A 24,933-nucleotide genomic window follows, 5' to 3' on the forward strand; every position below is an offset into this window, starting at 1 on the left:
GCCGATCACCCTCTCAGGTCGGCTACGCATCGTTGCCTTGGTGAGCCGTTACCTCACCAACTAGCTAATGCGACGCGGGTCCATCCATAAGTGACAGCCGAAGCCGCCTTTCAATTTCGAACCATGCAGTTCAAAATATTATCCGGTATTAGCCCCGGTTTCCCGGAGTTATCCCAGTCTTATGGGCAGGTTACCCACGTGTTACTCACCCGTCCGCCGCTAACTTCATAAGAGCAAGCTCTTAATCAATTCGCTCGACTTGCATGTATTAGGCACGCCGCCAGCGTTCATCCTGAGCCAGGATCAAACTCTCCAATAAAGTTAGTTTGTCTAGCATCTAAAATAAAAATTGACGTTTCACGTTGTTTGTTTCGTTCAGTTTTCAAAGAACTACTTGGTCGCTCATTTGCGACTTCCTTATGTTAACATTTTCATCTTTCAATGTCAACTAAGTTTTTCAATTTCTTTTTTGTCGTTTTCTGCGTTTCCGCATCAGCGACGGTTATTAATATATCATGGTGAAAAATGAAATGCAACACCTTTTATAAACTTTTTTTAAAACTGCCCACATTTCTTTTTTTATATCATATACTTAAACGAAATATCTCTTTCATGTATGAGCAATTCCTACATATATTTTATATAAAGTTACTCTATCAAAAGACGTTTCTTTCTATAATAAGCGTTTTATTCATATAGCATATCATACAAGGAGGAATATATATGGACTATACCGATTTATTAATCAAACTAGGTCTCTCGGCTATTTTAGGATTTGCCATTGGTTTAGAACGCGAATTAAAACGGAAACCACTTGGTTTAAAAACGTGTTTAGTTATTTCTATTATTAGTTGCCTCCTAACGATTGTTTCTATTAAAGCAGCTTATAACTTACCACATACCGATCATATGAATATGGATCCACTTCGACTTGCCGCTCAAATTGTATCAGGAATTGGTTTTTTAGGTGCTGGCGTAATTTTAAGAAGAGGCAACGATAGCATTGCAGGGCTCACGACTGCCGCTATGATCTGGGGTGCTTCTGGTATTGGTATTGCTGTTGGGGCCGGATTCTATATTGAAGCGATATTCGGAATGTGTTTCCTTATGATTAGTGTCGAACTTATACCACTCGCAATGAAATATGTAGGCCCTAGATCATTTCGTCAACGTGATATCGCTGTGAAACTTGTTGTACGAAATATGGACAATATCCCAATCGTAATTGAAGAAATAAAAGAAATGGATATAAAAGTTAAGAATATGAAGCTTAAAACATTAGAAAACGGTTCTCACTATTTACATCTTAAACTGTCCATTGATCAAAAAAGACATACCGCTGATGTTTACTATGCTCTCCAGCATCTTGAAAGTGTCCAACAAACTGAAGTGGAAAGTATGTAACGTAAAACAAACTCTCTTTAATTAGAGAGTTTTTCTTTTTTCTATAATGGCAACAATGAATGTAGTCCTACAAAGTAAGGAGGAATAGGCAATTGAAATCCCGTCCGAATTTAGTAGATACATTTCGTGATTCCATTATTTTTCGTTTAATTTGTTTTATTATTGTACTGACTGCTTTTTCCGGTTTTCTTATACATAGATTAGAACCTTTTCATTTCACTACATGGTTTGACGGAATTTGGTGGTCAATCGTTACCATTTTTACAGTTGGATATGGCGACTTTGCTCCCCATACGACGATAGGAAAACTAATAGGTATAAGTATTATTTTATTAGGAACTGGCTTTTGTTCTTATTATATGGTGCTGTTTGCTACTGAAATGATTAATAAACAATATATGAAAATTAAAGGTGAAGAAGCCGCTACTTCTAACGGTCATATGATTATCGTTGGCTGGAATGAGCGCGCAAAACATGTTGTAAAGCAAATGCACGTATTACAACCAAACCTTGATATCGTTTTAATTGATGAAACACTTTCTTTACTCCCAAAACCATTTCATCATTTAGAATTTATAAAAGGTTGTCCGCATCACGATCAAACTTTATTAAAGGCTAATATTGCAACGGCACACACCATATTAATAACAGCTGATAAAGAAAAAAACGAAAGCTTAGCGGATACACAGTCCATTTTAAATATTTTAACTGCAAAAGGGCTCAACCCAAACATTCACTGCATCGCTGAACTTCTTACTTCTGAACAAATACAAAATGCAACGAGAGCTGGCGTGTCAGAAATTATAGAAGGAAATAAATTAACGAGCTATGTATTTACCGCTTCTCTTTTATTCCCTTCCATTTCAGGTGTACTATTTTCACTTTACGACGAAATCTCTGATAATAAATTACAACTGATGGAGCTTCCATCGTCCTGCACCGGACAAACTTTTGCCAATTGTAGCTATACTCTTTTAAAGCAAAACATTCTCTTACTAGGTATAAAGCGCGACGAACAATATATGATTAATCCAGTTCATTCCTTTGTTCTCATTGAAAGCGACATACTCATTGTTATTCACCATTAGTAAAATGACGCTCTAATTCTTGCATGAGCACTTTCCCAATATTGATATATTTTCTTTTCACATCTCCATCTGGATCTTTCGGCTCAGCAAATTGATCCATTCCACTTGTTCCAGCTGTTAAAGTATTCACATTATCATCTAGTTCGTCTTGATATACGTGCGAAAGAATATACGGCGTTCCAAGACGAACTATTACGCCTGGTACATCTAGTTCTCCATCAATGGCTGTAAATGGAACTCGTAAAAATTGATACCCATCTTCTTCATCGATTTTGTAATCGAAGCATCCTTTATCATAATCCCAATTACCACCAATGCTATATCCAAGTGGTTTCATAATCTCTTCTAACTTATATAACGCATATGTACGTCCTTCTAAATTTGATTGAATCGGAATCAAGCCCATCCCTCCTAGACTTTTCCTTTAGCATACCCACTTTAGTTTGAATATACTGATGGACTTTTCGATAAAATAATAAAAAGCGACCGGATTCCGGTCGCTTTTTATTATTTTAAACGCTCTTCTAATTCTGCTTTTAATTCTTCAAATCCTGGTTTACCAAGTAAAGCAAACATGTTTTTCTTATATGCTTCTACTCCAGGTTGGTCAAATGGATTCACGCCTAATAAGTAGCCGCTCATCGCACATGCTTTTTCGAAGAAGTATACAAGGTAACCGAATGTGTACTCATTTAATTCAGGAATATTGACGATTAAGTTTGGTACTCCCCCGTCGCTATGTGCAAGTAATGTACCTTCGTATGCTTTTGTGTTTACGAAGTCTACAGTTTCACCAGCAAGGTAGTTTAATCCGTCTAAATCGTTTTCTTCTGATTCAATTGTTAGTTCATGTGTAGATTTACCTACTTTAAGGACTGTTTCAAATAAGTCACGACGACCTTCTTGAACGTATTGACCTAATGAGTGTAAATCAGTTGAGAAGTTTGCTGAAGATGGGAAAATACCTTTTTGATCTTTTCCTTCACTTTCACCAAATAACTGTTTCCACCACTCAGCGAAGTATTGAAGTGCTGGTTCATAGTTAACAAGCATTTCAATTGTTTTTCCTTTATTGTATAAAGCGTTACGAACTACTGCATATTGGTAAGCTGGATTTTCTTCTAGTTCTGATGTTCCGAAGTCATCACGACCAGCAGCTGCACCTTTCATCATCTCTTCAATATTTAAGCCACTTACTGCGATTGGTAATAAACCAACTGGCGTTAATACAGAGAAACGACCTCCAACATCATCTGGAATAACAAATGTTTCGTAACCTTCGTTATCAGCTAATGTTTTTAATGCACCACGCGCTTTATCTGTAGTTGCATAAATACGTTTGCGAGCTTCTTCTTTTCCATACTTTTCTTCTAATAACTTACGGAAGATACGGAATGCTAGTGCTGGCTCTGTTGTTGTACCTGATTTGGAAATAACGTTAATAGAGAAGTCTTTACCTTCTAATACGTCCATTAAATCTTTCATGTAAGTGGAGCTAATGTTTTGTCCAACAAATAGCACTTGTGGAGTTTTACGTTGTTCTTTAGAAAGCGTGTTGTAGAAAGAATGGTTTAACATTTCGATTGCTGCACGTGCTCCTAAGTAAGAACCACCGATACCTACAACAAGTAAAATGTCAGAGTCATTTTTAATTTTTTCTGCGCATTTTTGAATGCGAGCAAATTCTTCTTTGTCATATTGAAGCGGAAGGTCTACCCACCCAAGGAAATCGTTCCCAGCTCCAGTTTTTTCGTGGATTGCGTGATGTGTTACTTTCACTGCATCACGTAAATAAGTGATTTCATGTTCACCGATGAAGGATAACGCTTTAGAATAGTCGAACGTTACATGTGTACTCATCTTTTTCCCTCCAATTATGGATATGTATTTCTGTATTCACTTTAGCGAAACTGAAGTTGTAAATCAAGCGATTCAAACATTGTAAACGTAACCAATATATATTTTTTAGAAAAAGTTCATTTTTTGCATAAAAATTCGCATTTTTCGGTATAGATGTATATACATCTTCTTTCAAACATTTTTTATGTATAAAAACAACATAACTACCCCATTCTATAAAAGAGTTAATTAACTCATCGCTTGCTCATGCTTCACAATTAAGGGGGGCTTTTTCATGAGTACTTTACAACGTATCGCATTAGTCTTTACTGTAATTGGCGCTGTGAACTGGGGACTAATCGGGTTTTTCCAGTTTGACTTAGTAGCAGCCATTTTCGGTGGACAAAATTCAGCTCTTGCACGTATTATTTACGGCATCGTTGGTATATCTGGGCTTATCAACCTTGGTTTACTGTTTAAACCATCTGAAAATCTTGGTACGCACCCAGAAACAAACGAAATTCGATAATCAGTATGTCCTTTCACCTCCGACATACGAATATGATTGCATGCAATCATATTTGCAAATATATATCATAAGATAAAGTAAAAGAGGAACGCTCATATGCGTTCCTCTTTTACTTTGTTAACTCGGACTCTTCAATCCATTCTGCCAACTTTTCTCGCAGCGTATTAAATCCGTTTTCAGATGGATTCGGTATAAGAATCCTTCCTTGTTTTCTTTTCGCCGCTTTTAACGATAAACTCATTTTTCTGTGCTCTTCATCAATTGAAAGTACCTTTACTTCTACTGTATCGCCGACCTTTAAAAAGTCATGAATATCCTTTACATATCCATTTGTAATTTCAGATATATGCACAAGCCCTTGTGTTTCTGCATCTAACGCTACAAACGCACCGTAATCTTGAATTCCAGTCACTTTCCCTGTTACAACCACTCCTGTTGTATATTGTTCTGACATATGAAACACTCCCATACGTTTACCATTCTCTCTACAATTATAGAGAGCAAAGCAGATATATTTATTTTAAATATCCGATTGGTTAGTACGCATTCTAGATAACGTTATCTAGAATGCGTATACCTTATATTAGTAAATTATACCACTATGACAGAACTCATTCAAAATTCATGAAAAATTTCCCTTAAAGAAGTATAATTATCCAATATTGGGATAGACTACTAACACATGGCTTTCTAGTATTCCCCCCCTTTTATGGACAAAACGTATTACGTTTTGTCCTTTTTTTATTCTCTACAAACCGTTCCATTCTCTTCATTGCTTCCATAAGTTGTTCAAGCGATGTTGCATAAGAACAACGAATAAAACCTTCACCACTTTCGCCAAATACGCTACCAGGGACAACAGCCACTTTTTCTTCCAGCAATAACTGTTCTGCAAATTCCGCTGAAGATAATCCTGTTGAAGATATAGAAGGGAAAACATAAAATGCTCCGCCTGGCACATGACACGTTAAGCCCATTTCATTGAAAGATGTCGTCATGAAGTTACGACGCTTCTTATAACTATCTCTCATCCGAATTACTTCATCATTCCCCGCACGTAACGCTTCAAGTGCTGCGAACTGAGACATCGTCGGTGCACACATCATGGAATACTGATGGATTTTGAGCATTAATTCTGAAAATTGAACAGGAGCTGCAATCATACCGAGACGCCATCCTGTCATCGCAAACCCTTTTGAAAATCCCGAAATTAAAATCGTATGCTCACGCATATTTTTAATACTCGCGAAACTTGTATATACTTCGTCGTATACAAGCTCTGCATAAATTTCATCAGATAATACAATTAGATTGTACTTCTCAACAATCACTGCTATTTCTTCAAGCTCGGATTTATTTAGCATTGCACCTGTCGGGTTATTTGGTGAACAAAGCAAAATCGCCTTTGTTTTCGCTGTAATAGCTGCTTCAATTTGTTCTGGTAGTACTTTAAACTCATTTTCTAAAGTAGTCGCCACAGGAACTGGAACTCCTCCAGCTAATGTCACAAGTGGTGCATAAGAAACGAAGCTTGGTTCAATAATGAGCACTTCATCATCAGGATTTATAATGGCGCGCATCGCTACATCTAACGCCTGGCTCGCTCCAACTGTAACAATGATTTCATCACTTGGGTCATAAGATACTGCAAATTGTTTTTTTAGATACTTTGCTATTTCTTGACGGAGCTCTAATAATCCTGCATTTGCTGTATATGACGTATACCCTTGTTCCAAAGAACGAATACATGCTTGCCTTACATTCCAAGGGGTAACAAAATCTGGCTCTCCTACCCCGAGGGAAATAACACCTTTCATATTTGCTGCTAAATCAAAAAATTTTCGAATACCAGATGGTTTTAAAGATTCTGCTGATCTAGATAGTTCAAATTGCTTCATGGTGTCACCACAATTCGCTTATCATCATCGTCTTTTTCATAAATAACACCCTCATGTTTATACTTCTTCAAAATGAAATGAGTAGTTGTAGAAACGACAGATTCAATTGTTGCTAATTTCTCAGAAACAAACATCGCTACTTCCCCCATCGTTTTCCCTTCTAATGTAATAGAAAGATCATATGTCCCTGACATTAAATAAACGGATTTCACTTCTGAATAACGATAAATTTGCTCAGCAACCGCATCAAACCCAACGCCGTGCTTTGGCGTAACTTTCACATCGATCATTGCCGTTAAACCTGTATGTTCTTTCACTTTCGTCCAATCGATATGTGTTACATAATCCACAATAATCTTTTCATTTTCTAATCTCGCAACCATCTTCTTTACTTCTTCTACTTCTATATTTAACAGCTTCGCTAATGTATCTACAGATAATCGACTACTCTTTTCAAGACAAGCTAATAATTCTAATTCTTTTTCTGTCACCATATAAATCATCCTTCCTTTTCGTTTGTGTCTAAATTATACAAATACCCTTTCAAGTTTGAAAAGAAGATTTTTCTATTGAATTATGTCAAAATAAAGTGAAACTTTAATCAGCGGAAAAATGCGGGATAAAGCGAAAGGGGATGGAACCGTGAAACCAAAAGTTTATATTGCTGAACCAGTTCCAACATTTGTAGAAAACTATTTATCAGAACACTGTGATTATGAAAAATGGGATCAAAATGAGAAAGTACCTCGTGATATTCTATTAGAGAAAATACAAGATAAAGATGGGTTATTAAATTTCGGATCTGCTATTAATGAAGAATTACTGACAGTAGCTCCTAACTTAAAAGTAGTGAGCAACATTTCTGTCGGTTACGATAATTTTGATTTACAAGCGATGAAAAACCGAAATGTTATCGGAACAAATACACCATACGTATTAGATGATACAGTAGCTGATCTCGTTTTCGCCCTTATGCTATCAGCTGGGCGCCGCGTTTGCGAACTCGATTCTTACGTGAAAAATGGTGAATGGAACGCTGAAATCGGAAAAGAACACTTCGGACTAGATGTACACCATAGCACAATTGGTATTATCGGTATGGGCCGAATTGGAGAAGCCGTTGCAAAACGAGCAAAATTCGGATTTGATATGAATGTTCTTTACTATAACCGCCGTCGTAAAGAAGAAGCTGAACAAAAATTCGATGCTACATATTGTGATTTACAGACGCTACTGAATCAGTCTGACTTTATTGTTCTTCTTACTCCATTAACAGATGAAACATATCACCTTATCGGAGAAAAGGAATTTTCATTAATGAAAGACACAGCAATCTTCATTAATGCTTCTCGCGGCAAAACAGTAGATGAAAAAGCGTTAATCCATGCTTTAACAGAAAAGAAAATCTTTGCAGCAGGTATCGATACATTTACACAAGAGCCGATTCAAAAAGATAATCCACTCTTATCATTACAAAATGTTGTGACTTTACCACATATCGGATCTGCAACATTAAAAACTCGTCAGCAAATGGCCATGACCGCCGCTGAAAATTTAGTTGCAGGGTTACAAGGAAAAACACCGCCTAATATTGTTCGCGGGTAATACTGAATAAACGAAAGGCAAGATGACATCGTCATCTTGCCTTTTTTTGTTAACATATTTTCTTCTTCCTTGGAGATGATATGAACAAAAATCAATGGAGTGACAAAAAATGAATCATAAATATACTTGTCCTTATTTCACTTTTTCCACTCGCGGCACTACTGTTCATTACGAATTGTATGAACATGATAATAAAACAGAACGTCCTACTTTCATACTCGTTCACGGCTTTTTATCTTCCTCATTCAGTTACCGCCGTCTAATTCCTTTACTATCGAAGGAAGGAACAGTCATTGCTCTTGATTTGCCACCGTTCGGAAAAAGTGATAAGTCTCATCTGTTTAAGTATTCTTATCACAATTTAGCAACGATTATTATTGATTTAATTGAACATTTATCTCTCTCAAACATTGTATTAGTTGGGCATTCTATGGGTGGGCAAATTTCTCTCTATGTAAACCGTATACGTCCTGAACTCATTTCAAAGACGATTTTACTATGTAGCTCGAGCTATTTAGCGCGCGCAACCTTACCTTTACTATACTCTTCTTATTTACCGTTCTTTCATTTATACGTAAAGAACTGGATTATAAGGCGCGGCATTGTTCATAACTTAATGAATGTCGTTCATGATCACTCATTAATTGACGATGAAATGAAAAAAGGTTACTCCGCTCCTTTTTATGACGACCGTATATTTCCCGCTTTAACTCGCATGATACGAGACCGTGAAGGTGACTTATCTTCAACTGAATTACAAAAAATCGAAACACCTATCCTACTCATTTGGGGTGAAAAAGACCGCGTCGTCCCTGTACATGTAGGTCATCGTCTACACAAAGATTTACCGAATTCAAAATTTATTTCTTACGAAAATACAGGACATTTACTACCTGAAGAAAAGCCTGAACATGTTTATGAAGAAATTATCGCTTTTTCCGCGCAATAAAATGAAACTTTAATCAGCCTCCACCTAACTTCTTTGCTTCCGCTAAATTTTGAGTTGAAGGTCTTACTACCCAGCAAATAGCGGGATAATATAAAAAAGGCTGTCGGAAATCCCGACAGCCTATAATGAACAGCTTCCGCCTTCTTTTATTACAAGTAATTCCACAGCTAATTTCTCACATTTTTCAAGCGCAGGTACTTCCTCGAAAGACATAAAGTATATATGTTGAATCTTCTTTGCGATATATTTTGGATCGTCAAACACACTTATGACGCTCACAACATCGCTCGCTTCTGTTTCATAAAACTCCGGTCCCATTTGAAACGGATCCCAATTCTTCACAACCTCTATCATCTTTTCATATGTACCCATTCGCTTCCCGCCTTTTCACTTTTTAATACTTTTCTTTATCCTATCACATCAGCTATTCTATAAGAAGAGAGAGAACTTTCATAACTTATTGGTTTTACAGAAGAAGGGAGCAAACTTATGCAACTATTTCATAAAGCAATCAATCGACGTGGAACGCATAGTATAAAATGGGATACATATAAAAACGAAGAACTTATCCATGCTTGGATTGCTGATATGGATTTTGAAGTACCAAAACCAATTCAAACTGCCTTAAAACAACGAATCGAACATCCGATTTTTGGCTATACACTTCCTCCCGAAAATATTGGAGATATTATTTGTAACTGGACAAAACAACAATACAACTGGGATATTCAAAAAGAATGGATTGTCTTTAGCGCCGGAATCGTTCCAGCTCTTAGTACGAGCATACAGGCTTTCACCAAAGAAAACGAATCTGTTCTCGTACAACCACCTATTTATCCTCCATTTTTCGAAATGGTCACAACAAACAACAGGCAGTTATGCGTGAGTCCATTACAGAAACAAAATGATACATATGTGATAGACTTCAAGCATTTAGAAAAGCAGTTTCAGCAAGGCATCAAACTCTTGCTTCTTTGTAGCCCTCATAACCCAATCGGACGCGTTTGGACGAAAGAGGAACTTGTGCAGCTCGGATCGTTATGTACTAAATATGACGTAATCGTTGTGGCGGATGAAATTCATTCCGATATCATTTATGCAGACCATACACATACACCGTTCGCTTCCTTATCTGAAGAATTAGCAGAGCGCACTATCACTTGCATGGCTCCAAGTAAAACATTTAATATCGCTGGATTACAAGCGTCGATCATTATCATTCCAAACGAAAAGCTCCGTCATGCCTTTACAGCTATCCAGTATAGACAAGGCTTCCACGGGTTAAATATCTTCGCTTATACAGCGATGCAAAGCGCCTATACAGAATGTAATGATTGGCTAAACGAAATTCGATTATATATAGAAGATAATGCTCAATTTGCTTGTGAATATATTAAAACTCACATACCTGCTCTTTCCGTAACGAAGCCAGAAGGTAGCTTTTTATTATGGATTGATTGTTCTCGTCTAAAGCTTTCTCAAAACGAGCGTACCGCACTACTTGAGGAAAAAGGAAAAATCATCGTTGAACCTGGTGAGAAATACGGGTTAGGTGGCGAAGAACATATTCGAATTAACATCGGCTGTCCACGATCTGTTTTAGAAGAAATTTTAAACAGACTGCGTCATACGTTTTCATAATAAGAAAGGAGTCTGTCCCGAATCATTCTTGGACAGACTCCTTTGTCATATTTTGTCGGTAAGTCGATATATTCCAATAATCGCTGATATATTTTCAATTACATTTCACAAAGAAAGCTACCATTCACGGTAGCTTTTACTTTTTCTTCATATCCGATGCTTTTTTTACAATTACGCCACAAGCAATTCGATCCCCTGATTTACCTGTCGGTTGAGTCATACCATCATCAGGGTTTTCTGTAATAATAATAGACGCTCCATCTTTTCTATGAATCGTCGTTTTCCCTTCTTCAAGTGTAATGTGAGGTGCATCGATTTCTGCTTTAATCTTTCCAGAACCATCTGCAACTACGTTCGGTAAATCACCGTTTTCTGCACCCTTCGGATTAAGGAGTCCATGCTTTTTATTATCAGGATTAAAATGATTCCCAGATGATTCAAATCGTGGTGCTTTACACTCACCAATTTCGTGCACATGTATGCCGTGCGGGCCTGGCGTGAAACCTTCCCCTTTAATCTTAATTTTCACTCCGCTTGTTTGCTGAACTACTTTCGCAGTCCCTACTTCATCTCCTGAAGCATTATGTAATTTCACGTCAATTTCTTTCGGCTTTCCTTGGTCACAACCTGCCATCAGAAATAATAAACAACAACTGAAAAAAAGCCGTTTCTTCATTCTATTCCCTCCAAAATATATTCTGCCCTTAGATTGTCCGAGCATAGAGGGAAACATACAAAAATGCGTTACTGTTTCTTTTCAGCTAATAGTTTTTCTTCAACTTTCTGTAATCGGTCTGCTTCTCTTTTTGATATACGAATAAACATGCGCCACGTGGCAATAGCACCGATAATAAATAGAACACAAACAATCCCTGGAATAATATATTCTGTTTTATCTTCCGGAAAATATAAAGGCATCATATAGAACACTCCTTATTATAGGATTTATAAAACATCAGAATTTTCTGTTATATCATTTTAAATTATAGTGCAACCTCCCCATATTCTCAAGGGGCGTTCTGAAAACGAAGGATTTCTTTGACTCCTTCCCTCACTTTCCTTACTATAAACTTGAGGTGAAAAATATGAGAGAAACATTTGAAATTGGTGAAATCGTTACTGGTATTTATAAAACAGGAAAATACATTGGCGAGGTTACAAATAGCCGCCCTGGCAGTTACGTCGTAAAAGTATTAGCTGTTTTAAAACATCCGGTGCAAGGTGACTTACATAACGTAAAACAAGCTGACGTACCATTTTTCCACGAAAGACGTGCTTTAGCTTTTCGTGAGCAAACGAACATTCCAGAACAAATGGTGAAGAAATATGAAGGAGAAATTCCGGATTATACAGATTCACTAAAATTAGCATTAGAAACTCAAATGAATTCATTTTCTGAAGATGATTCACCTTTTGCGGTTCGTAGTCTAGACACATTAGAGCAATTAAAGAAAGACTACAAACTCTAAAAAACAAAACGACCAAATTACATAATGTGCAATTTGGTCGTTACTGTGTGCTCACTTTCTTTAACACTTTTGAAAAATCAACAAGTTCTCCTAATGTTGGAGGTGCTGGTTTTACTAAATACTCTTTATCTTTTTCTACTAGTTTAAAAATATTGTACGTCGTCATTGCATCATCAAGCGCACAATGATGCTTCCCTGTCCCTACTTTTCCATACGCCTCAATTGCTTTCCATAATCCTGTTTGATTTCTTTCTCCAAAAAACTTCTTATACTCAAGCGATAAATCACGACACTGTCCGAAGAATGGAAAAGCTATCCCTGCCATTTCACAATTATGCTTCAGCACTTTCATATCCATATTTCCCCACGTTACAATTGTCGGTTTACATTTCGTTTCGTATTCTGAAAGCTTCTTAACGAGTTCAGGAAATGAAATCCCTTTATCCACGACTTCTTGTTTTATTCCTAAAAACTTCTTACATCGATCCGTTAAAGAGGGAAATGTTTTCGGCCTAACATGTGATGAATACGTATCTTCTACCTTACAGCCAGCAACTGAAACGAGTCCTACCTCAATAATCTCTGGAAAAAATCCTTTCGGTTTCTTTCTATGCTGGGGCATCGTAAACTCAAAGTCTAAAAATAAAAATCGTTGTTCATCCATACGATCCCTTCCTTATCATTTTTGTCATTCCTTTCTATTTGACACTCCTACACGAACAAGCTCGAATGCTAATTCCATTTTAAATATTCAGATTGGATGTATCTTATATATATGTCAAATGCCCACAAATATTTTAAAAAATAAGAAAAAATGACCTATGCAGAAAATATGACAAAATCTCTCCTTTCATTTACATCCGCCATTTTCCTACTTTATAATGACGTTATGTGTGTTTCTTCTAGAGCATTTTTGACACACTAAGAAAAAGTGAATGAAAGGAGATGAGATTTTTGCACGAAACAACGCAAGAACTCGCTAACTGGCAGTATTATTTTGCTATCGCAGTCTTTTTAATTACATATGCCATTATTATTTCTGAAAAAATTAATCGCGCTGTCATCGCACTTCTTGGTGCAGCACTCATGGTAATTGTGGGGGTCGTCGATTTACATAACGCCTTTACGAAACATATTGAATGGGGAACGATTACGCTACTCATCGGTATGATGATTTTGGTGAACATTACGAGTAAATCAGGTGTCTTCCAATACGTTGCCATTAAAGCAGCAAAAGGGGCACAAGGAAATCCAATTAAAATTTTAATTTCACTTTCCTTACTTACCGCGCTTGGCTCCGCATTTTTAGATAACGTTACAACTGTACTTCTTGTTGTTCCAGTTACTTTATCTATTACGCGCATACTGCAAGTAAATCCTGTTCCTTATTTACTTTCTGAAATTATTTTTTCAAACATTGGAGGAACAGCAACATTAATTGGTGATCCACCTAACATTATGATTGGTTCTGCAAATAAGCATTTAGACTTCAATGCTTTCCTATTGAATCTAGCACCCATTGTAATTATTATTATTGCAGTTACAGCGATAATACTTTACTTCATGTATCGCAAACAATTAATTGCCGATCCTGTACAAGTTAAAAAATTAATGAGCTTAGATGAAAAACAATACATTAAAGACCCAGTATTAATGAAAAAATCTTTAACGGTACTTGGACTTACGATTGTAGGTTTCATGACTCATTCTATTTTCCATATCGATGCCGCTATTATCGCCTTAACTGGTGCTACTATACTTATGTTAATTGGTGTGAAAGAGCATGAAATTGAAGAAGTATTTGCAAGCGTAGAGTGGGTAACAATCTTCTTCTTCGCAGGGTTATTCGTACTTGTTGGAGGACTTATCGATATCGGTCTTATCAAAATGTTAGCTCAAAAAGTAATTGGTATAACAGGCGGAGATATTTCTTACGCATCCATCCTTATTTTATGGGTATCTGGTATCGCTTCTGCAACAATTGATAACATCCCATTCGTCGCAACAATGATTCCACTTATTAACGATATGGCAGTTGGGCTAGGCTTATCACCATCTGACGCACAAATCGATGTATTATGGTGGGCATTAGCACTAGGTGCTTGTCTGGGCGGAAACGGAACATTAATCGGAGCTTCTGCTAACGTAATCGTTGCAGGTATCGCGAGCCGCGAAGGACATAAATTTAGTTACATGGACTTCCTAAAAGTCGGTTTCCCAATTATGATCGTTTCATTAATCATTTCTCACATTTATATTTATTTACGCTACCTTATGTAGTAGAAAAAGCGCTCTGATAATCAGGGCGCTTTTTTACTTATAGCTACTTATCAACAAAAATGAAAAATCTACTCTTTATATCTCACCGGTTCATTTCGAATAATAAATAAGTGAATCGGTAAGAACACCGAAAATGTGATTACATGAATAATCGTAAATAATATAGAGTTCGTTCCGTATCTGTCTAAAATAGCGTAGATAAGATAAATGGACAATACAATCGATACAGCTGTTGCTAGTAAACTTATAATTGGTACGAAATTAAAAATGAAACATGCAACATATATGCCGAATACTTTCCACCCTGCTTCTTCTTTCAAAAAATCTGGTAATTTATCTTTCGCTAAGTCCCCCCACGTCTTACTATTCAAAAACGGAATAAACGCAAGCACCCCGTCCGTTGCACCATCATTTTTCGCCATCGAATAAAGTGCAAAAGCCGTTAACAAATATGAAATAATTGCCCAAATCAATATAACAAGAATAAACGCAAAACTAAGAGCAAAGAAACCTGCTAGTACGCCTTGATCCTCCATCTTATCCTCTCCTCTCTACTTTCAACATATTTCATTACATTGCAAGTTATGTTTTAAAATTTATCCAAACTCTTTGTATAATAAGAGAAGAAAGAAAATAAGAGAGGAGAAACACGTATGCATCCATTTGTAAAAGCATTACAAGAGCATTTTACAGCTCATCAAAATCTTGAAAAAGCAGAACCTATGGCTCGTTATATGAAAAATCACTTCCCATTTCTAGGTATTCAAACACCGGAAAGACGCCAATTATTAAAAGACATCATTCAAATACATACTCTCCCAGATAAAAGAGACTTCCAAATTATCGTACGTGAACTTTGGGACTTACCAGAACGTGAATTCCAAGCGGCTGCACTTGATATTATGCAAAAATATAAAAAGCATATAAACGAAACACATATCCCCTTCTTAGAAGAATTGATTGTAACAAAATCTTGGTGGGACACTGTCGATAGCATCGTACCTACATTTTTAGGTAATATCTTTTTACAACATCCAGAATTGATTTCTGCCTATATCCCAAAATGGATTGCATCAGATAACATTTGGTTACAACGTGCCACTATTTTATTCCAACTCAAATATAAACAAAAGATGGATGAAGAACTTCTTTTCTGGATTATCGGACAACTACATTCTTCAAAAGAATTTTTCATTCAAAAAGCAATTGGCTGGGTCCTTCGTGAATATGCAAAAACAAATCAGGATGTAGTTTGGGAATACGTGCAAAACAATGAGCTCGCTCCATTAAGTAAGCGCGAAGCAATTAAGCATATTAAACAAAATTACCGAATAAATAACGAAAAAATAGGCGAGACTCTATCATAGATAGACGCGTTCCTCTATTGAGATTTAAAAAAGAACGTGTTAGAATATGTTCATTATTATTAATATAAGTAGCGATGACGGACTTATAAGTACTTGCATAAAAAGCGATTCAGGGATAGTGAAAGCCTGAAGCCGCAAGGAAACGGCAGTCCTGAGCAATACATGATAAAGTGGATGCACCTTTTGTGTATCAACTAGGGTGGAACCGCGGGCAAACGCTCGTCCCTAGGCAAATAAGCCTTGGGATGAGCGTTTTTTTATGTTCTTTTTAACATATACTGCCCGTTTCCAAAGTATCAGAGTATGTCATCGCCAATACGTTAACTTTCAAAAGGAGGATTTTCTTATGTATTCAATGGAACAAGTTGTAAACTTAGCGAAACATCGCGGTTTTGTTTTCCCTGGTTCTGAAATTTACGGTGGTCTTGCAAACACTTGGGATTACGGTCCACTTGGAATCGAATTAAAAAATAATGTTAAAAAAGCTTGGTGGAAAAAATTCATTCAAGAATCTCCACACAACGTTGGTTTAGACGCAGCTATTTTAATGAACCCTAAAACTTGGATCGCTTCTGGTCACGTTGGTAACTTCAACGATCCAATGATCGACTGTAAAAAATGTAAAGCTCGTCACCGTGCTGACAAATTAATTGAGGATGCTTTAGATGCAAAAGGCATCGAAATGGTTGTTGACGGTCTTACTTTCGACCAAATGGCTGACTTAATGAAAGAACATGAAGTAAAATGTCCTGATTGCGGTAGTGAAGAATTTACTGAAATCCGTCAGTTCAACTTAATGTTCAAAACATTCCAAGGTGTTACAGAGTCTAGCACAAACGAAATCTTCCTTCGTCCTGAAACAGCACAAGGTATTTTCGTAAACTTCAAAAACGTTCAACGCTCTATGCGTAAAAAGCTTCCATTTGGTATCGGCCAAATCGGTAAGAGTTTCCGTAACGAAATCACACCTGGTAACTTCACATTCCGTACACGTGAATTTGAACAAATGGAACTTGAATTCTTCTGTAAGCCTGGTGAAGATTTAGAGTGGTTCGCATTCTGGCGTGAAACTTGTAAAAACTGGTTACTTTCACTTGGTATGTCTGAAGAGAGCATGCGTCTTCGTGACCACGGTGAAGAAGAGTTATCTCACTACAGTAATGCAACAACTGACATTGAATTCAAATTCCCATTCGGTTGGGGCGAACTTTGGGGCGTTGCATCTCGTACAGACTTCGACTTAAAACGTCACATGGAACACTCAAACGAAGACTTTAACTATATCGATCCACAAACGAATGAGCGTTACGTACCATACTGCATCGAGCCATCTTTAGGCGCAGACCGCGTAACATTAGCATTCTTATGTGATGCATATGAAGAAGAGCAATTAGAAAACGATTCTCGTACAGTTCTTCGTTTCCACCCTGCTTTAGCACCATACAAAGCAGCTATCTTACCATTATCTAAAAAGCTATCTGAAGGTGCTACTGAAGTATTCGCAGAATTAGCTAAAGACTTCATGGTAGACTTTGATGAAACTGGTTCTATCGGTAAACGTTACCGTCGTCAAGACGAAATCGGTACACCATTCTGTATCACATACGACTTCGACTCAGTTGAAGACAAAGCTGTTACAGTACGTGACCGTGACACAATGGAACAAGTTCGTATGCCAATTAGCGAACTAAAAGGTTTCTTAGAGAAGAAAATCCAGTTCTAATTATAAGAAAAAGAGGCTGCTCATAAGAGCGCCTCTTTTTTATTTTTCACGTTTTTCTTTAATTGCTACTGTACATCTTGATATACATAGTAAATCATCATTTTCATCAATAATGCGAACATCCCAAACCATTGTCGATTGTCCTCTATGTATTGGTGTTCCGATCGCTGTTACAATTCCATCTTTCTTTGAGCGAATGTGGTTCGCATTAATTTCTAATCCGAAACAAATACATTTTTCTTGATCAATTAAATTATATGAACCAACACTTGCCACTGTTTCTGCTAATGCAACCGATGCACCACCATGTAAAAATCCAAATGGCTGATGCGTACGCTCATCAACAGGCATCGTAGCAACCACCTTATCTTCTGTCATCTCTAACAACTCAATTCCAAGTGAATCCATTAAAGTTTTTGCCATATCGCTTCCCCCTTCTCTTACTTTAATTAAATGTATAATTTTACCTATTTATTTTCAAACTACTTATAACACTTATATAAGGAGGCTTCACCTAAATGAAACAGAAATTTTGTATATTACTGCTTATGTTCTCCTTGCTGACTATTGTACCAAATTGTGCAATAACAGCCAAAGCATCTAACCTGACAATCGATGTTAAGACTGTAACGCAAAAAGGTAAGAAACCTTATATAGAATATCAAATAAACAGGCCTTCTTTTCACGAATTTTCTGACTCTAAATTTCAAAATAAACTCAATTTATACTACAAAAAATCCACTGACAAATTTAAAACCAAATTAGAAAAAGAAGCAAAAAAATATTATAAAGAGACAGAAGGATCTAGTACACCATTTCATCCGTACGTAGCAAATGTTGATTATAAAGTCTCTTTAAACAAACCACCTTTTCTTAGCCTATATGTGAATTACTATCAATATACTGGCGGAGCACACGGTCTTTATACGTGGAAGGCAAATACATTCGATTTAAACGAAAAAAAGGTACTGCACTTAGACGACTTATTTGAACAAAAGGATAAATATAAAGATGTAATCCGTGCGGAGATTGTACGACAAATTAAACAAAATGAAAGCATTTATTTTCCTGATGCAACTGAAAAAGTAATGAGTATGAAAAAATTCCACTTCTTTTTAGAGCCAGACAATCTCGTCATTTATTTCCCTTTATATGAGATTGCTCCCTATTCAAGTGGAATTCCGCAATTTCGTATTCCATATACGTTGCTAAGAGACTATTTAAAGCCTTCTTATCAAAATATTTTAATTGACAACAAGTAAATATTTTCGCTACGATAATGTTAACCTAAAAACAACAGGAGGTTAACATTATGAGAAGATTTCATGTTTTAGATTTAGCATTAGCTGCCATGTTCGTTGCTCTTATGGCAATCGGTGCAAATATTGTATCTTGGGCACCATTCCTTCAAGTAGCAGGCATCCCATTATCTATGCAACCATTTTTCGCAATTTTAGCAGGTCTTCTTCTTGGAAGTAGACTTGGTGCCTTATCCATGACTGTATATATGCTCGTTGGCGTAGCCGGCGCACCAATCTTCGCTAACTTCAAAGCTGGATTTGGAGCACTTTTAGATCCTACTGGTGGTTTTATTATCGCATTTATTATCGTTGCTTACGTATCCGGAAAACTAGTAGAACAAAAAGAAAGACCAACATTCATTACATTTGCAATTGCCTCTTTCACAGGAATTATTTTAACTTATATAATCGGTACTACTTACATGTACGGGGCAGTCAATCTCTTTATGGGCGGTAATATGAGCTATAAAGCTGCTTGGATGATTATGATGTGGTTTGCAGTAAAAGATATTGCATTTACAATTATCGGTGCTATTATCGCACCTCGCATATATTATGCTGTGCGTCGTTCTGCTTATCAGCATTCTCATTCGACGATTTCATAATAAAAAAATGAGTTATTTCAGTATACTGAAATAACTCATTTTTTTATTATGACTCTTGATTCGCTTGTTCTTCTAAAATTTTCTTCATCATCGCAACCATGTCATCACGTAATTCTGGGTGTTGCAGAGCCATTTCGATTGTCGTTTGAACGAATCCTAGCTTTTCACCTACGTCGTAGCGCTTTCCTTCGAAATCGTAGGCAAATACACGTTGGATTTCATTTAAGCTTTGGATTGCATCTGTTAACTGAATTTCACCACCAGCACCGACATGTTGCTGTTCTAAGAACATAAAGATTTCAGGCGTTAAAATGTAGCGCCCCATAATCGCTAAGTTTGAAGGAGCTGTACCTTGTGCTGGTTTCTCAACGAAATTGCGAACTTGGTAACGACGACCTTCTTGTTCTAATGGATCGATAATTCCGTAGCGGTGTGTTTCATTTTCTGGAACAGTTTGTACACCAATAACAGAAGAAAGTGTTTTTTCATACTCATCCATTAATTGACGTAAACACGGTTTCTCAGCTTGGACAATATCATCACCTAGTAACACTGCAAATGGCTCATCACCAATGAATTTACGTGCACACCAAACAGCATGTCCTAGTCCCTTCGGCTCTTTTTGACGGATGTAATGAATATCTACCATTTTTGAAGAAGCTTGTACTTTTTCAAGCAACTCATATTTTTTCTTCTCTAATAAGTTTTGTTCTAGTTCAAATGCGTTATCAAAATGATCTTCGATAGAGCGCTTTGTTTTACCAGTAACAATAATAATATCTTCGATTCCCGATTTCACTGCTTCTTCTACAATGTATTGAATCGTTGGTTTATCTACTATCGGTAACATTTCTTTCGGCATTGCTTTCGTTGCTGGTAAAAAACGTGTTCCTAATCCAGCTGCTGGGATTATCGCTTTTCTTACTTTTTTCATCACAAAATACCCTCTCTCCTGTCGGAATCAATAGCAAGCATTTCCTACATAAAACAAAAGGGAGATTTCGCTCCCTTTTGTTCCTTACTACTTAAAATTACTTTGTATTATAAACGATTCATAATGTCTTCTTTAATAGTAAGTAACTTTTGTTCACTATTTTGTAAAGAACTATCTTTTACACCAAAGTAAAACTTAATCTTCGGCTCAGTTCCAGATGGGCGTAGGCAGAACCATGAACCATCCTCTAATTGATATTTTAACACATTTGATTTCGGTAAGTGAATCTCTTCTTTATGTCCATCTTGTAAAGATGTAACAACGCTCGCTTTATAGTCTTCAACTGCTACGACTGTTAAGCCCGCCACTTCTTTCGGAGGATTCTCACGGAACGTTGCCATCATCTCTTGGATTTTTTCCGCTCCATCTTTTCCTTTTAACGTTAACGATACAAGGTCTTCACGGAAGAAGCCGTACTTCTCAAATACTTCTAATAGACCGTCATATAACGTTTTCCCTTGTGATTTGTAGTATGCAGCTACTTCACATGCAAATAGAACAGATTGTACTGCATCTTTATCACGGCAGAATGGGCGGATTAAATAACCATAGCTTTCCTCATAACCGAATTGGAATTCATATTGTCCGCTTTCTTCATACTGTCTAATTTTCTCACCGATAAATTTAAATCCAGTTAGCGTATCAACTGTATCTAAACCGTATGCTTTTGCAATTGTACGACCAATTTCAGACGTTACGATTGTTTTTAATACGACACCGTTCTCTGGAAGCGTTCCGTTTTCTTTCTTTTGAGATAGTAAGTAATCAAGCATTAATGCACCTGTTTGGTTTCCTGTTAATACTTGGAACTCACCATTATGATTACGCACTGCTACACCAAGGCGGTCTGCGTCAGGATCAGTTGCGATTAATACATCTGCGCCTACCTTTTCACCGTCACGAATTGCATACTCAAACGCTGCGTGCTCTTCTGGGTTCGGTGATTTTACTGTAGAGAAGTTTGGATCTGGTAACTCTTGCTCTTTTACAACTGTTACATCTGTAAATCCAACCTCTTTTAAACCACGGCGTACAGAAATATTTGATGTTCCGTGCAATGGTGTAAAGACGATTTTTAAGTCTTTGCCGACCTTTTGCACCATTTCTTTATTAATGATGACATTGTTCAATTCTGCAGCATATGCATCATCTACTTCTTGTCCAATAATATGTAATAAACCGTCAGCTTTTAATTGCTCTACATCAGCGACTTCAACTGTTAATTCATCTTCTACTGCATTTACGTAGCTAATTAACTCATCTGCTTCTTTTGGAGGTAACTGTCCACCATCTTCACCGTATACTTTGTATCCGTTATATTCAGGTGGATTATGGCTTGCCGTAAGAACGATTCCACTTACTGTATGTAAATGACGAACTGCGAAAGAAAGTACTGGCGTTGGACGTAAGCTTTCAAACACATATGTTGTGATACCGCGTGCACCAAGTGTAGCAGCAACTTCCATTGCAAACTCAGGTGATTTATGACGAGAATCATAGGCTACAACAACACCGCGTTTTTTCGCTTCCTCACCTAACTTTTCGATAAAGCTTGCTAATCCTTTTGTTGCTTTACGAACTGTATATACATTTAAACGGTTCGTACCAGCACCAAGTTCACCACGCATACCACCTGTGCCAAACTCTAGATTTTTATAAAAGCTATCCTCGATTTTCTTCTCATCTTGCTTCATATTTTCTAGCTGTTCTTTTAATTCTGCATCTAATTGTGCGTAAGAAAGCCAGCGACTAAATTCTTGTTTCCAATTCATTCTTCTCTCTCCTCTCGCTCGTCATACCTTTATTATATGAAAAAAACATGCTGTATCTCAATATTTTATAAAATCTAACAGGATTTTACTAGGAATATTTGTATACACTATTGTTAAATACTCCACTAAAGGGAATGAGGATTATGCACGAATGGGGCTTGTCAGAAGAGCTCAAAATACAAACAAAGCAAATGATTGAAATTGCTGAAAAAGAACTATCGATTATGAGGAACGCAATCGATAAAGAAGACGAATGTATTTTATGCAAAATGGAAGATATTCATCATATGTTAGCAAATGTACAAACATTGGCAGCTACATACTATATTCAGGCATATTTATCACCTTATACGGAAAGTTCATCTTTTATTACGACAGCTATCCAACATTTAAGCGCCAGAAAACATGGTGCTCTTATCGTCGTGGAACGAAACGAGACGCTTGAAGCTCTCATTCAAACTGGAACGACATTAAACGCTCATTTAACTGCCCCATTACTCGAATCAATATTTTATCCAGGTAACCCTCTTCATGACGGTGCCGTTCTCGTAAAAAATAATCATATTGTCTCAGCTGCTAATATTCTTCCTTTAACGAAAAGTACAGAAGTTGATCCTGAGCTAGGAACACGTCACAGAGCTGCAATTGGCTTATCAGAAAAGAGTGATGCACTTATATTAGTTGTCTCTGAAGAAACGGGCCGTACTTCTTTTGCTTTAAATGGGGTTTTGTATACGATTTCTTTATAAAGTGAAACTTTAATCAGCCCTCACCAATCGAGCGTTTACCGGCAATCCGACCTAACTGCTTTCCTTTCGCTGAATTTTGAGTTATGGGTCTTACTACCCGGCAAATAGTAGGATAAACAAACCTATAAAAAGAAGACTGTTCCAAAATATCGGAACAGTCTTCACTTATACTCTTATTCTTCTCCAAAACGCTCCACAAGTGTTGCAAGTGTACGTACCATTGCGCCAGTTGCTCCAGCTGGACCTAAGTCGTGCGCACCTTTTGTTTCTGATGTTCCAGCGATATCTAAGTGTACCCATGGTGTATCTTCAGCGAATTCGCCTAGGAATGTACCTGCCATAACCGCATGTCCTTCACGGCCTGGTGAGTTATTTAAATCAGCAAACTTACTGTTTCTCACACGTTCTTTATCACGATCAAAAATCGGTAGTTGCCAAATTGGCTCATCTGTTTCCATAGAAGCCTCTAGCACTTGCTCAAATAACTCTTCATTATTTGTCATTGCGCCTGTCGTATAGTTTCCAAGTGCAACAATTACACCGCCTGTTAATGTTGCAACATCAACAAGGTAGTTTGCACCAAGTTTTTTCGCATACGTAATACCGTCAGCTAAAGCTAGACGACCTTCTGCATCCGTATTTAATACTTCAATTGTTTTTCCGCTCATAGATGTGATTACATCGTCTGGCTTAAATGCCGTACCACTTACAACGTTATCAGTTGAAGGAATAACAGCGATCACATTTTGTTCTGGGCGAAGTTCACCGATAATTTCCATCGCACCTAATACAGCAGCTGCACCGCCCATATCACCTTTCATACCAACCATGCCTTCACGTGGTTTTAAAGAATAACCACCTGTATCGTATGTAATACCTTTTCCAACGAACCCAATGACATCTCTCCACTCTTCTTTTCCTTTATAAATAAGAGCGATCATTTTTGGTGGCTCTACACTACCTTGGTTTACTGCAAGTAACGCACCCATACCAAGGTCTTCCATCTCTTCTTTCTCAAGAACTTTATAGTCCATATCATACTTCTCCGCTAATTCAACAGCATACTCAGCAAGCTTTGTCGCTGTTAATACGTTTGGCGGCATATTTACAAGTGTACGAGCTGAATTTGTTGCACGTCCATGTACGTAGCCAACTGTTAATGCTGCTTCAATTTCTTGTGCATCTTCCGCTGTAATAGCCGTGAACTTCTCTAACTCTACACGATCCTTTTTATCTGATTTATACGTTTGTAACTCATATGTACCAAGGCCTTGTACCTCTGCCGCAATATGAGCGACATCAATCGCGTCTAATTTCTCTGTTACGAAAGAATCAAGTAAGATTGCTGCATCTTGTACTTTTGCTGCTTGCAGTGTTTTAAACGCCTTACCAAGAGCCGCACGTAACGTTTCTGTCGTGTAAGATTCTTTCTTTCCTAAACCAACAAAGTAATAACGTTTCACATTTGTTTTCCCTAAGCTATATACTTTCGAAATGGCCTTTTTCTTCGTAGATAATTCTTTCTCTTCTAGTAAAACTTGTAATTGCCCTTCAAACGCTTTGTCCAGTTCTTGTACAAAACTACTCATTTTCTCTTCTTCAAATAAAGCAACAATTACCGCTTCATGACCTGCTAATTCTTTTTGTACTTGAAACATGTTCAGACCCCCTAAATTTCTCTACCACCATTATAACTTTATTTTCGATAAAATGCGATAAT

27 protein-coding genes and 1 rRNA gene are annotated in these 24,933 nt (G+C 37.1%); 13 read left to right on the forward strand and 15 right to left on the reverse strand.

Annotated elements, in window-relative coordinates:
- A 16S ribosomal RNA gene (locus GBN78_RS13745) occupies positions 1 to 319 on the reverse strand; the annotation flags it as partial.
- 404 nt (positions 320 to 723) lie between these two features.
- Here GBN78_RS13745 and GBN78_RS13750 point away from each other — a divergent pair.
- Both GBN78_RS13750 and GBN78_RS13755 read left to right on the forward strand, forming a co-directional pair.
- A complete protein-coding gene (locus GBN78_RS13750) occupies positions 724 to 1,404 on the forward strand; it encodes an MgtC/SapB family protein (RefSeq protein WP_000386676.1) in 681 nt (226 codons plus the stop codon).
- 92 nt (positions 1,405 to 1,496) lie between these two features.
- Positions 1,497 to 2,492 carry a potassium channel family protein gene (locus GBN78_RS13755; protein ID WP_000842320.1) on the forward strand — a complete coding sequence of 332 codons (996 nt, stop codon included), beginning with the start codon at positions 1,497 to 1,499 and terminating at the stop codon, positions 2,490 to 2,492.
- Here the strand turns inward: GBN78_RS13755 and GBN78_RS13760 are convergent.
- Positions 2,479 to 2,892 (reverse strand): YugN-like family protein, encoded by a 414-nt coding sequence (locus GBN78_RS13760; RefSeq protein ID WP_000612334.1) that lies wholly within the window; start codon positions 2,890 to 2,892, stop codon positions 2,479 to 2,481. The genes GBN78_RS13755 and GBN78_RS13760 overlap by 14 nt on opposite strands.
- A gap of 107 nt (positions 2,893 to 2,999) precedes the next feature.
- A complete protein-coding gene (locus GBN78_RS13765) occupies positions 3,000 to 4,352 on the reverse strand; it encodes a glucose-6-phosphate isomerase (protein WP_000103658.1) in 1,353 nt (450 codons plus the stop codon).
- A gap of 274 nt (positions 4,353 to 4,626) precedes the next feature.
- Between GBN78_RS13765 and GBN78_RS13775 the strand changes: the two genes are divergently transcribed.
- Positions 4,627 to 4,860, forward strand: coding sequence for a DUF378 domain-containing protein (locus tag GBN78_RS13775; protein ID WP_000105788.1), 234 nt, complete (start codon positions 4,627 to 4,629; stop codon positions 4,858 to 4,860).
- 109 nt (positions 4,861 to 4,969) lie between these two features.
- Here GBN78_RS13775 and yugI read toward each other — a convergent pair whose 3' ends face one another.
- The 3 genes from yugI to GBN78_RS13790 all read right to left on the reverse strand — a co-directional run bounded on the left by yugI (position 4,970) and on the right by GBN78_RS13790 (position 7,252).
- Complete coding sequence (yugI, locus tag GBN78_RS13780) at positions 4,970 to 5,314, reverse strand: S1 domain-containing post-transcriptional regulator GSP13 (RefSeq protein WP_000003764.1); 345 nt, start codon at positions 5,312 to 5,314, stop codon at positions 4,970 to 4,972.
- Positions 5,315 to 5,567: 253 nt separating this feature from the next.
- Complete coding sequence (locus tag GBN78_RS13785) at positions 5,568 to 6,758, reverse strand: aminotransferase (RefSeq protein WP_000808524.1); 1,191 nt, start codon at positions 6,756 to 6,758, stop codon at positions 5,568 to 5,570.
- Positions 6,755 to 7,252 (reverse strand): Lrp/AsnC family transcriptional regulator, encoded by a 498-nt coding sequence (locus GBN78_RS13790; protein ID WP_000255696.1) that lies wholly within the window; start codon positions 7,250 to 7,252, stop codon positions 6,755 to 6,757. The genes GBN78_RS13785 and GBN78_RS13790 overlap by 4 nt, the downstream gene beginning before the upstream one ends.
- Before the next feature lie 118 nt (positions 7,253 to 7,370).
- Here GBN78_RS13790 and GBN78_RS13795 point away from each other — a divergent pair, with 118 nt between their 5' ends.
- Both GBN78_RS13795 and GBN78_RS13800 read left to right on the forward strand, forming a co-directional pair.
- Entirely contained in the window at positions 7,371 to 8,363 is a 993-nt protein-coding gene (locus tag GBN78_RS13795) for a 2-hydroxyacid dehydrogenase (protein WP_002005894.1), read from the forward strand.
- Between the two features lie 109 nt (positions 8,364 to 8,472).
- A complete protein-coding gene (locus tag GBN78_RS13800; RefSeq protein WP_001015858.1) occupies positions 8,473 to 9,312 on the forward strand; it encodes an alpha/beta fold hydrolase in 840 nt (279 codons plus the stop codon).
- A gap of 120 nt (positions 9,313 to 9,432) precedes the next feature.
- Here the strand turns inward: GBN78_RS13800 and GBN78_RS13805 are convergent, their stop codons facing one another.
- Positions 9,433 to 9,684 carry a YugE family protein gene (locus GBN78_RS13805; protein ID WP_000537645.1) on the reverse strand — a complete coding sequence of 84 codons (252 nt, stop codon included), beginning with the start codon at positions 9,682 to 9,684 and terminating at the stop codon, positions 9,433 to 9,435.
- Between the two features lie 117 nt (positions 9,685 to 9,801).
- On the opposite strand from GBN78_RS13805, the gene GBN78_RS13810 reads away from it, so the two are divergent.
- Positions 9,802 to 10,953, forward strand: a complete 1,152-nt coding sequence (locus GBN78_RS13810) for a MalY/PatB family protein (RefSeq protein ID WP_001175817.1) — start codon at positions 9,802 to 9,804, stop codon at positions 10,951 to 10,953.
- Positions 10,954 to 11,089: 136 nt separating this feature from the next.
- On the opposite strand, the gene sodC is transcribed toward GBN78_RS13810, so the two are convergent.
- Positions 11,090 to 11,629, reverse strand: a complete 540-nt coding sequence (gene sodC, locus GBN78_RS13815) for a superoxide dismutase [Cu-Zn] (protein WP_000746512.1) — start codon at positions 11,627 to 11,629, stop codon at positions 11,090 to 11,092.
- A gap of 68 nt (positions 11,630 to 11,697) precedes the next feature.
- Positions 11,698 to 11,874 (reverse strand): hypothetical protein, encoded by a 177-nt coding sequence (locus tag GBN78_RS30210; RefSeq protein ID WP_000982755.1) that lies wholly within the window; start codon positions 11,872 to 11,874, stop codon positions 11,698 to 11,700.
- A 164-nt stretch (positions 11,875 to 12,038) separates the two neighbouring features.
- Between GBN78_RS30210 and kapB the strand changes: the two genes are divergently transcribed.
- Positions 12,039 to 12,422, forward strand: coding sequence for a kinase-associated lipoprotein KapB (kapB, locus tag GBN78_RS13820; protein WP_016118805.1), 384 nt, complete (start codon positions 12,039 to 12,041; stop codon positions 12,420 to 12,422).
- 40 nt (positions 12,423 to 12,462) lie between these two features.
- Here the strand turns inward: kapB and kapD are convergent, their stop codons facing one another.
- Complete coding sequence (gene kapD / locus GBN78_RS13825; RefSeq protein WP_000344358.1) at positions 12,463 to 13,086, reverse strand: 3'-5' exonuclease KapD; 624 nt, start codon at positions 13,084 to 13,086, stop codon at positions 12,463 to 12,465.
- A 290-nt stretch (positions 13,087 to 13,376) separates the two neighbouring features.
- Between kapD and GBN78_RS13830 the strand changes: the two genes are divergently transcribed.
- Entirely contained in the window at positions 13,377 to 14,702 is a 1,326-nt protein-coding gene (locus GBN78_RS13830) for an ArsB/NhaD family transporter (protein WP_000545230.1), read from the forward strand.
- A gap of 68 nt (positions 14,703 to 14,770) precedes the next feature.
- Here the strand turns inward: GBN78_RS13830 and GBN78_RS13835 are convergent, their stop codons facing one another.
- Complete coding sequence (locus tag GBN78_RS13835) at positions 14,771 to 15,238, reverse strand: hypothetical protein (protein ID WP_000390061.1); 468 nt, start codon at positions 15,236 to 15,238, stop codon at positions 14,771 to 14,773.
- A gap of 117 nt (positions 15,239 to 15,355) precedes the next feature.
- Here GBN78_RS13835 and GBN78_RS13840 point away from each other — a divergent pair, with 117 nt between their 5' ends.
- Positions 15,356 to 16,069, forward strand: coding sequence for a DNA alkylation repair protein (locus tag GBN78_RS13840; RefSeq protein ID WP_000553304.1), 714 nt, complete (start codon positions 15,356 to 15,358; stop codon positions 16,067 to 16,069).
- Positions 16,070 to 16,415: 346 nt separating this feature from the next.
- Positions 16,416 to 17,792, forward strand: coding sequence for a glycine--tRNA ligase (locus GBN78_RS13845; protein ID WP_000287147.1), 1,377 nt, complete (start codon positions 16,416 to 16,418; stop codon positions 17,790 to 17,792).
- A 39-nt stretch (positions 17,793 to 17,831) separates the two neighbouring features.
- Here GBN78_RS13845 and GBN78_RS13850 read toward each other — a convergent pair whose 3' ends face one another.
- Positions 17,832 to 18,215, reverse strand: coding sequence for a hotdog fold thioesterase (locus GBN78_RS13850; RefSeq protein WP_001140612.1), 384 nt, complete (start codon positions 18,213 to 18,215; stop codon positions 17,832 to 17,834).
- Between the two features lie 95 nt (positions 18,216 to 18,310).
- Here GBN78_RS13850 and GBN78_RS13855 point away from each other — a divergent pair, with 95 nt between their 5' ends.
- Positions 18,311 to 19,054, forward strand: a complete 744-nt coding sequence (locus GBN78_RS13855; RefSeq protein ID WP_000810318.1) for a DUF3298 and DUF4163 domain-containing protein — start codon at positions 18,311 to 18,313, stop codon at positions 19,052 to 19,054.
- A 50-nt stretch (positions 19,055 to 19,104) separates the two neighbouring features.
- A complete protein-coding gene (locus GBN78_RS13860) occupies positions 19,105 to 19,698 on the forward strand; it encodes a biotin transporter BioY (protein ID WP_001252163.1) in 594 nt (197 codons plus the stop codon).
- A gap of 46 nt (positions 19,699 to 19,744) precedes the next feature.
- On the opposite strand, the gene galU is transcribed toward GBN78_RS13860, so the two are convergent.
- The gene (galU, locus tag GBN78_RS13865) at positions 19,745 to 20,632 is read right to left on the reverse strand and encodes a UTP--glucose-1-phosphate uridylyltransferase GalU (protein ID WP_030029053.1); all 888 of its coding nucleotides are present in this window, start codon (positions 20,630 to 20,632) and stop codon (positions 19,745 to 19,747) included.
- A 107-nt stretch (positions 20,633 to 20,739) separates the two neighbouring features.
- Positions 20,740 to 22,464: a phospho-sugar mutase gene (locus GBN78_RS13870; protein ID WP_030029055.1), complete on the reverse strand. Its 1,725-nt coding sequence runs from the start codon at positions 22,462 to 22,464 to the stop codon at positions 20,740 to 20,742.
- A 143-nt stretch (positions 22,465 to 22,607) separates the two neighbouring features.
- Here GBN78_RS13870 and cdaS point away from each other — a divergent pair, with 143 nt between their 5' ends.
- Entirely contained in the window at positions 22,608 to 23,213 is a 606-nt protein-coding gene (gene cdaS, locus GBN78_RS13875; protein WP_000545253.1) for a sporulation-specific diadenylate cyclase CdaS, read from the forward strand.
- Between the two features lie 173 nt (positions 23,214 to 23,386).
- On the opposite strand, the gene pepA is transcribed toward cdaS, so the two are convergent.
- On the reverse strand, positions 23,387 to 24,871 hold the full coding sequence (gene pepA, locus GBN78_RS13880) for a cytosol aminopeptidase (RefSeq protein WP_000487957.1): 1,485 nt from the start codon (positions 24,869 to 24,871) through the stop codon (positions 23,387 to 23,389).
- Positions 24,872 to 24,933 lie beyond the last annotated feature (62 nt).

It is taken from the genome of Bacillus sp. B2-WWTP-C-10-Post-4 (assembly GCF_009183805.1).
GTDB classification, from domain to species: domain Bacteria; phylum Bacillota; class Bacilli; order Bacillales; family Bacillaceae_G; genus Bacillus_A; species Bacillus_A cereus.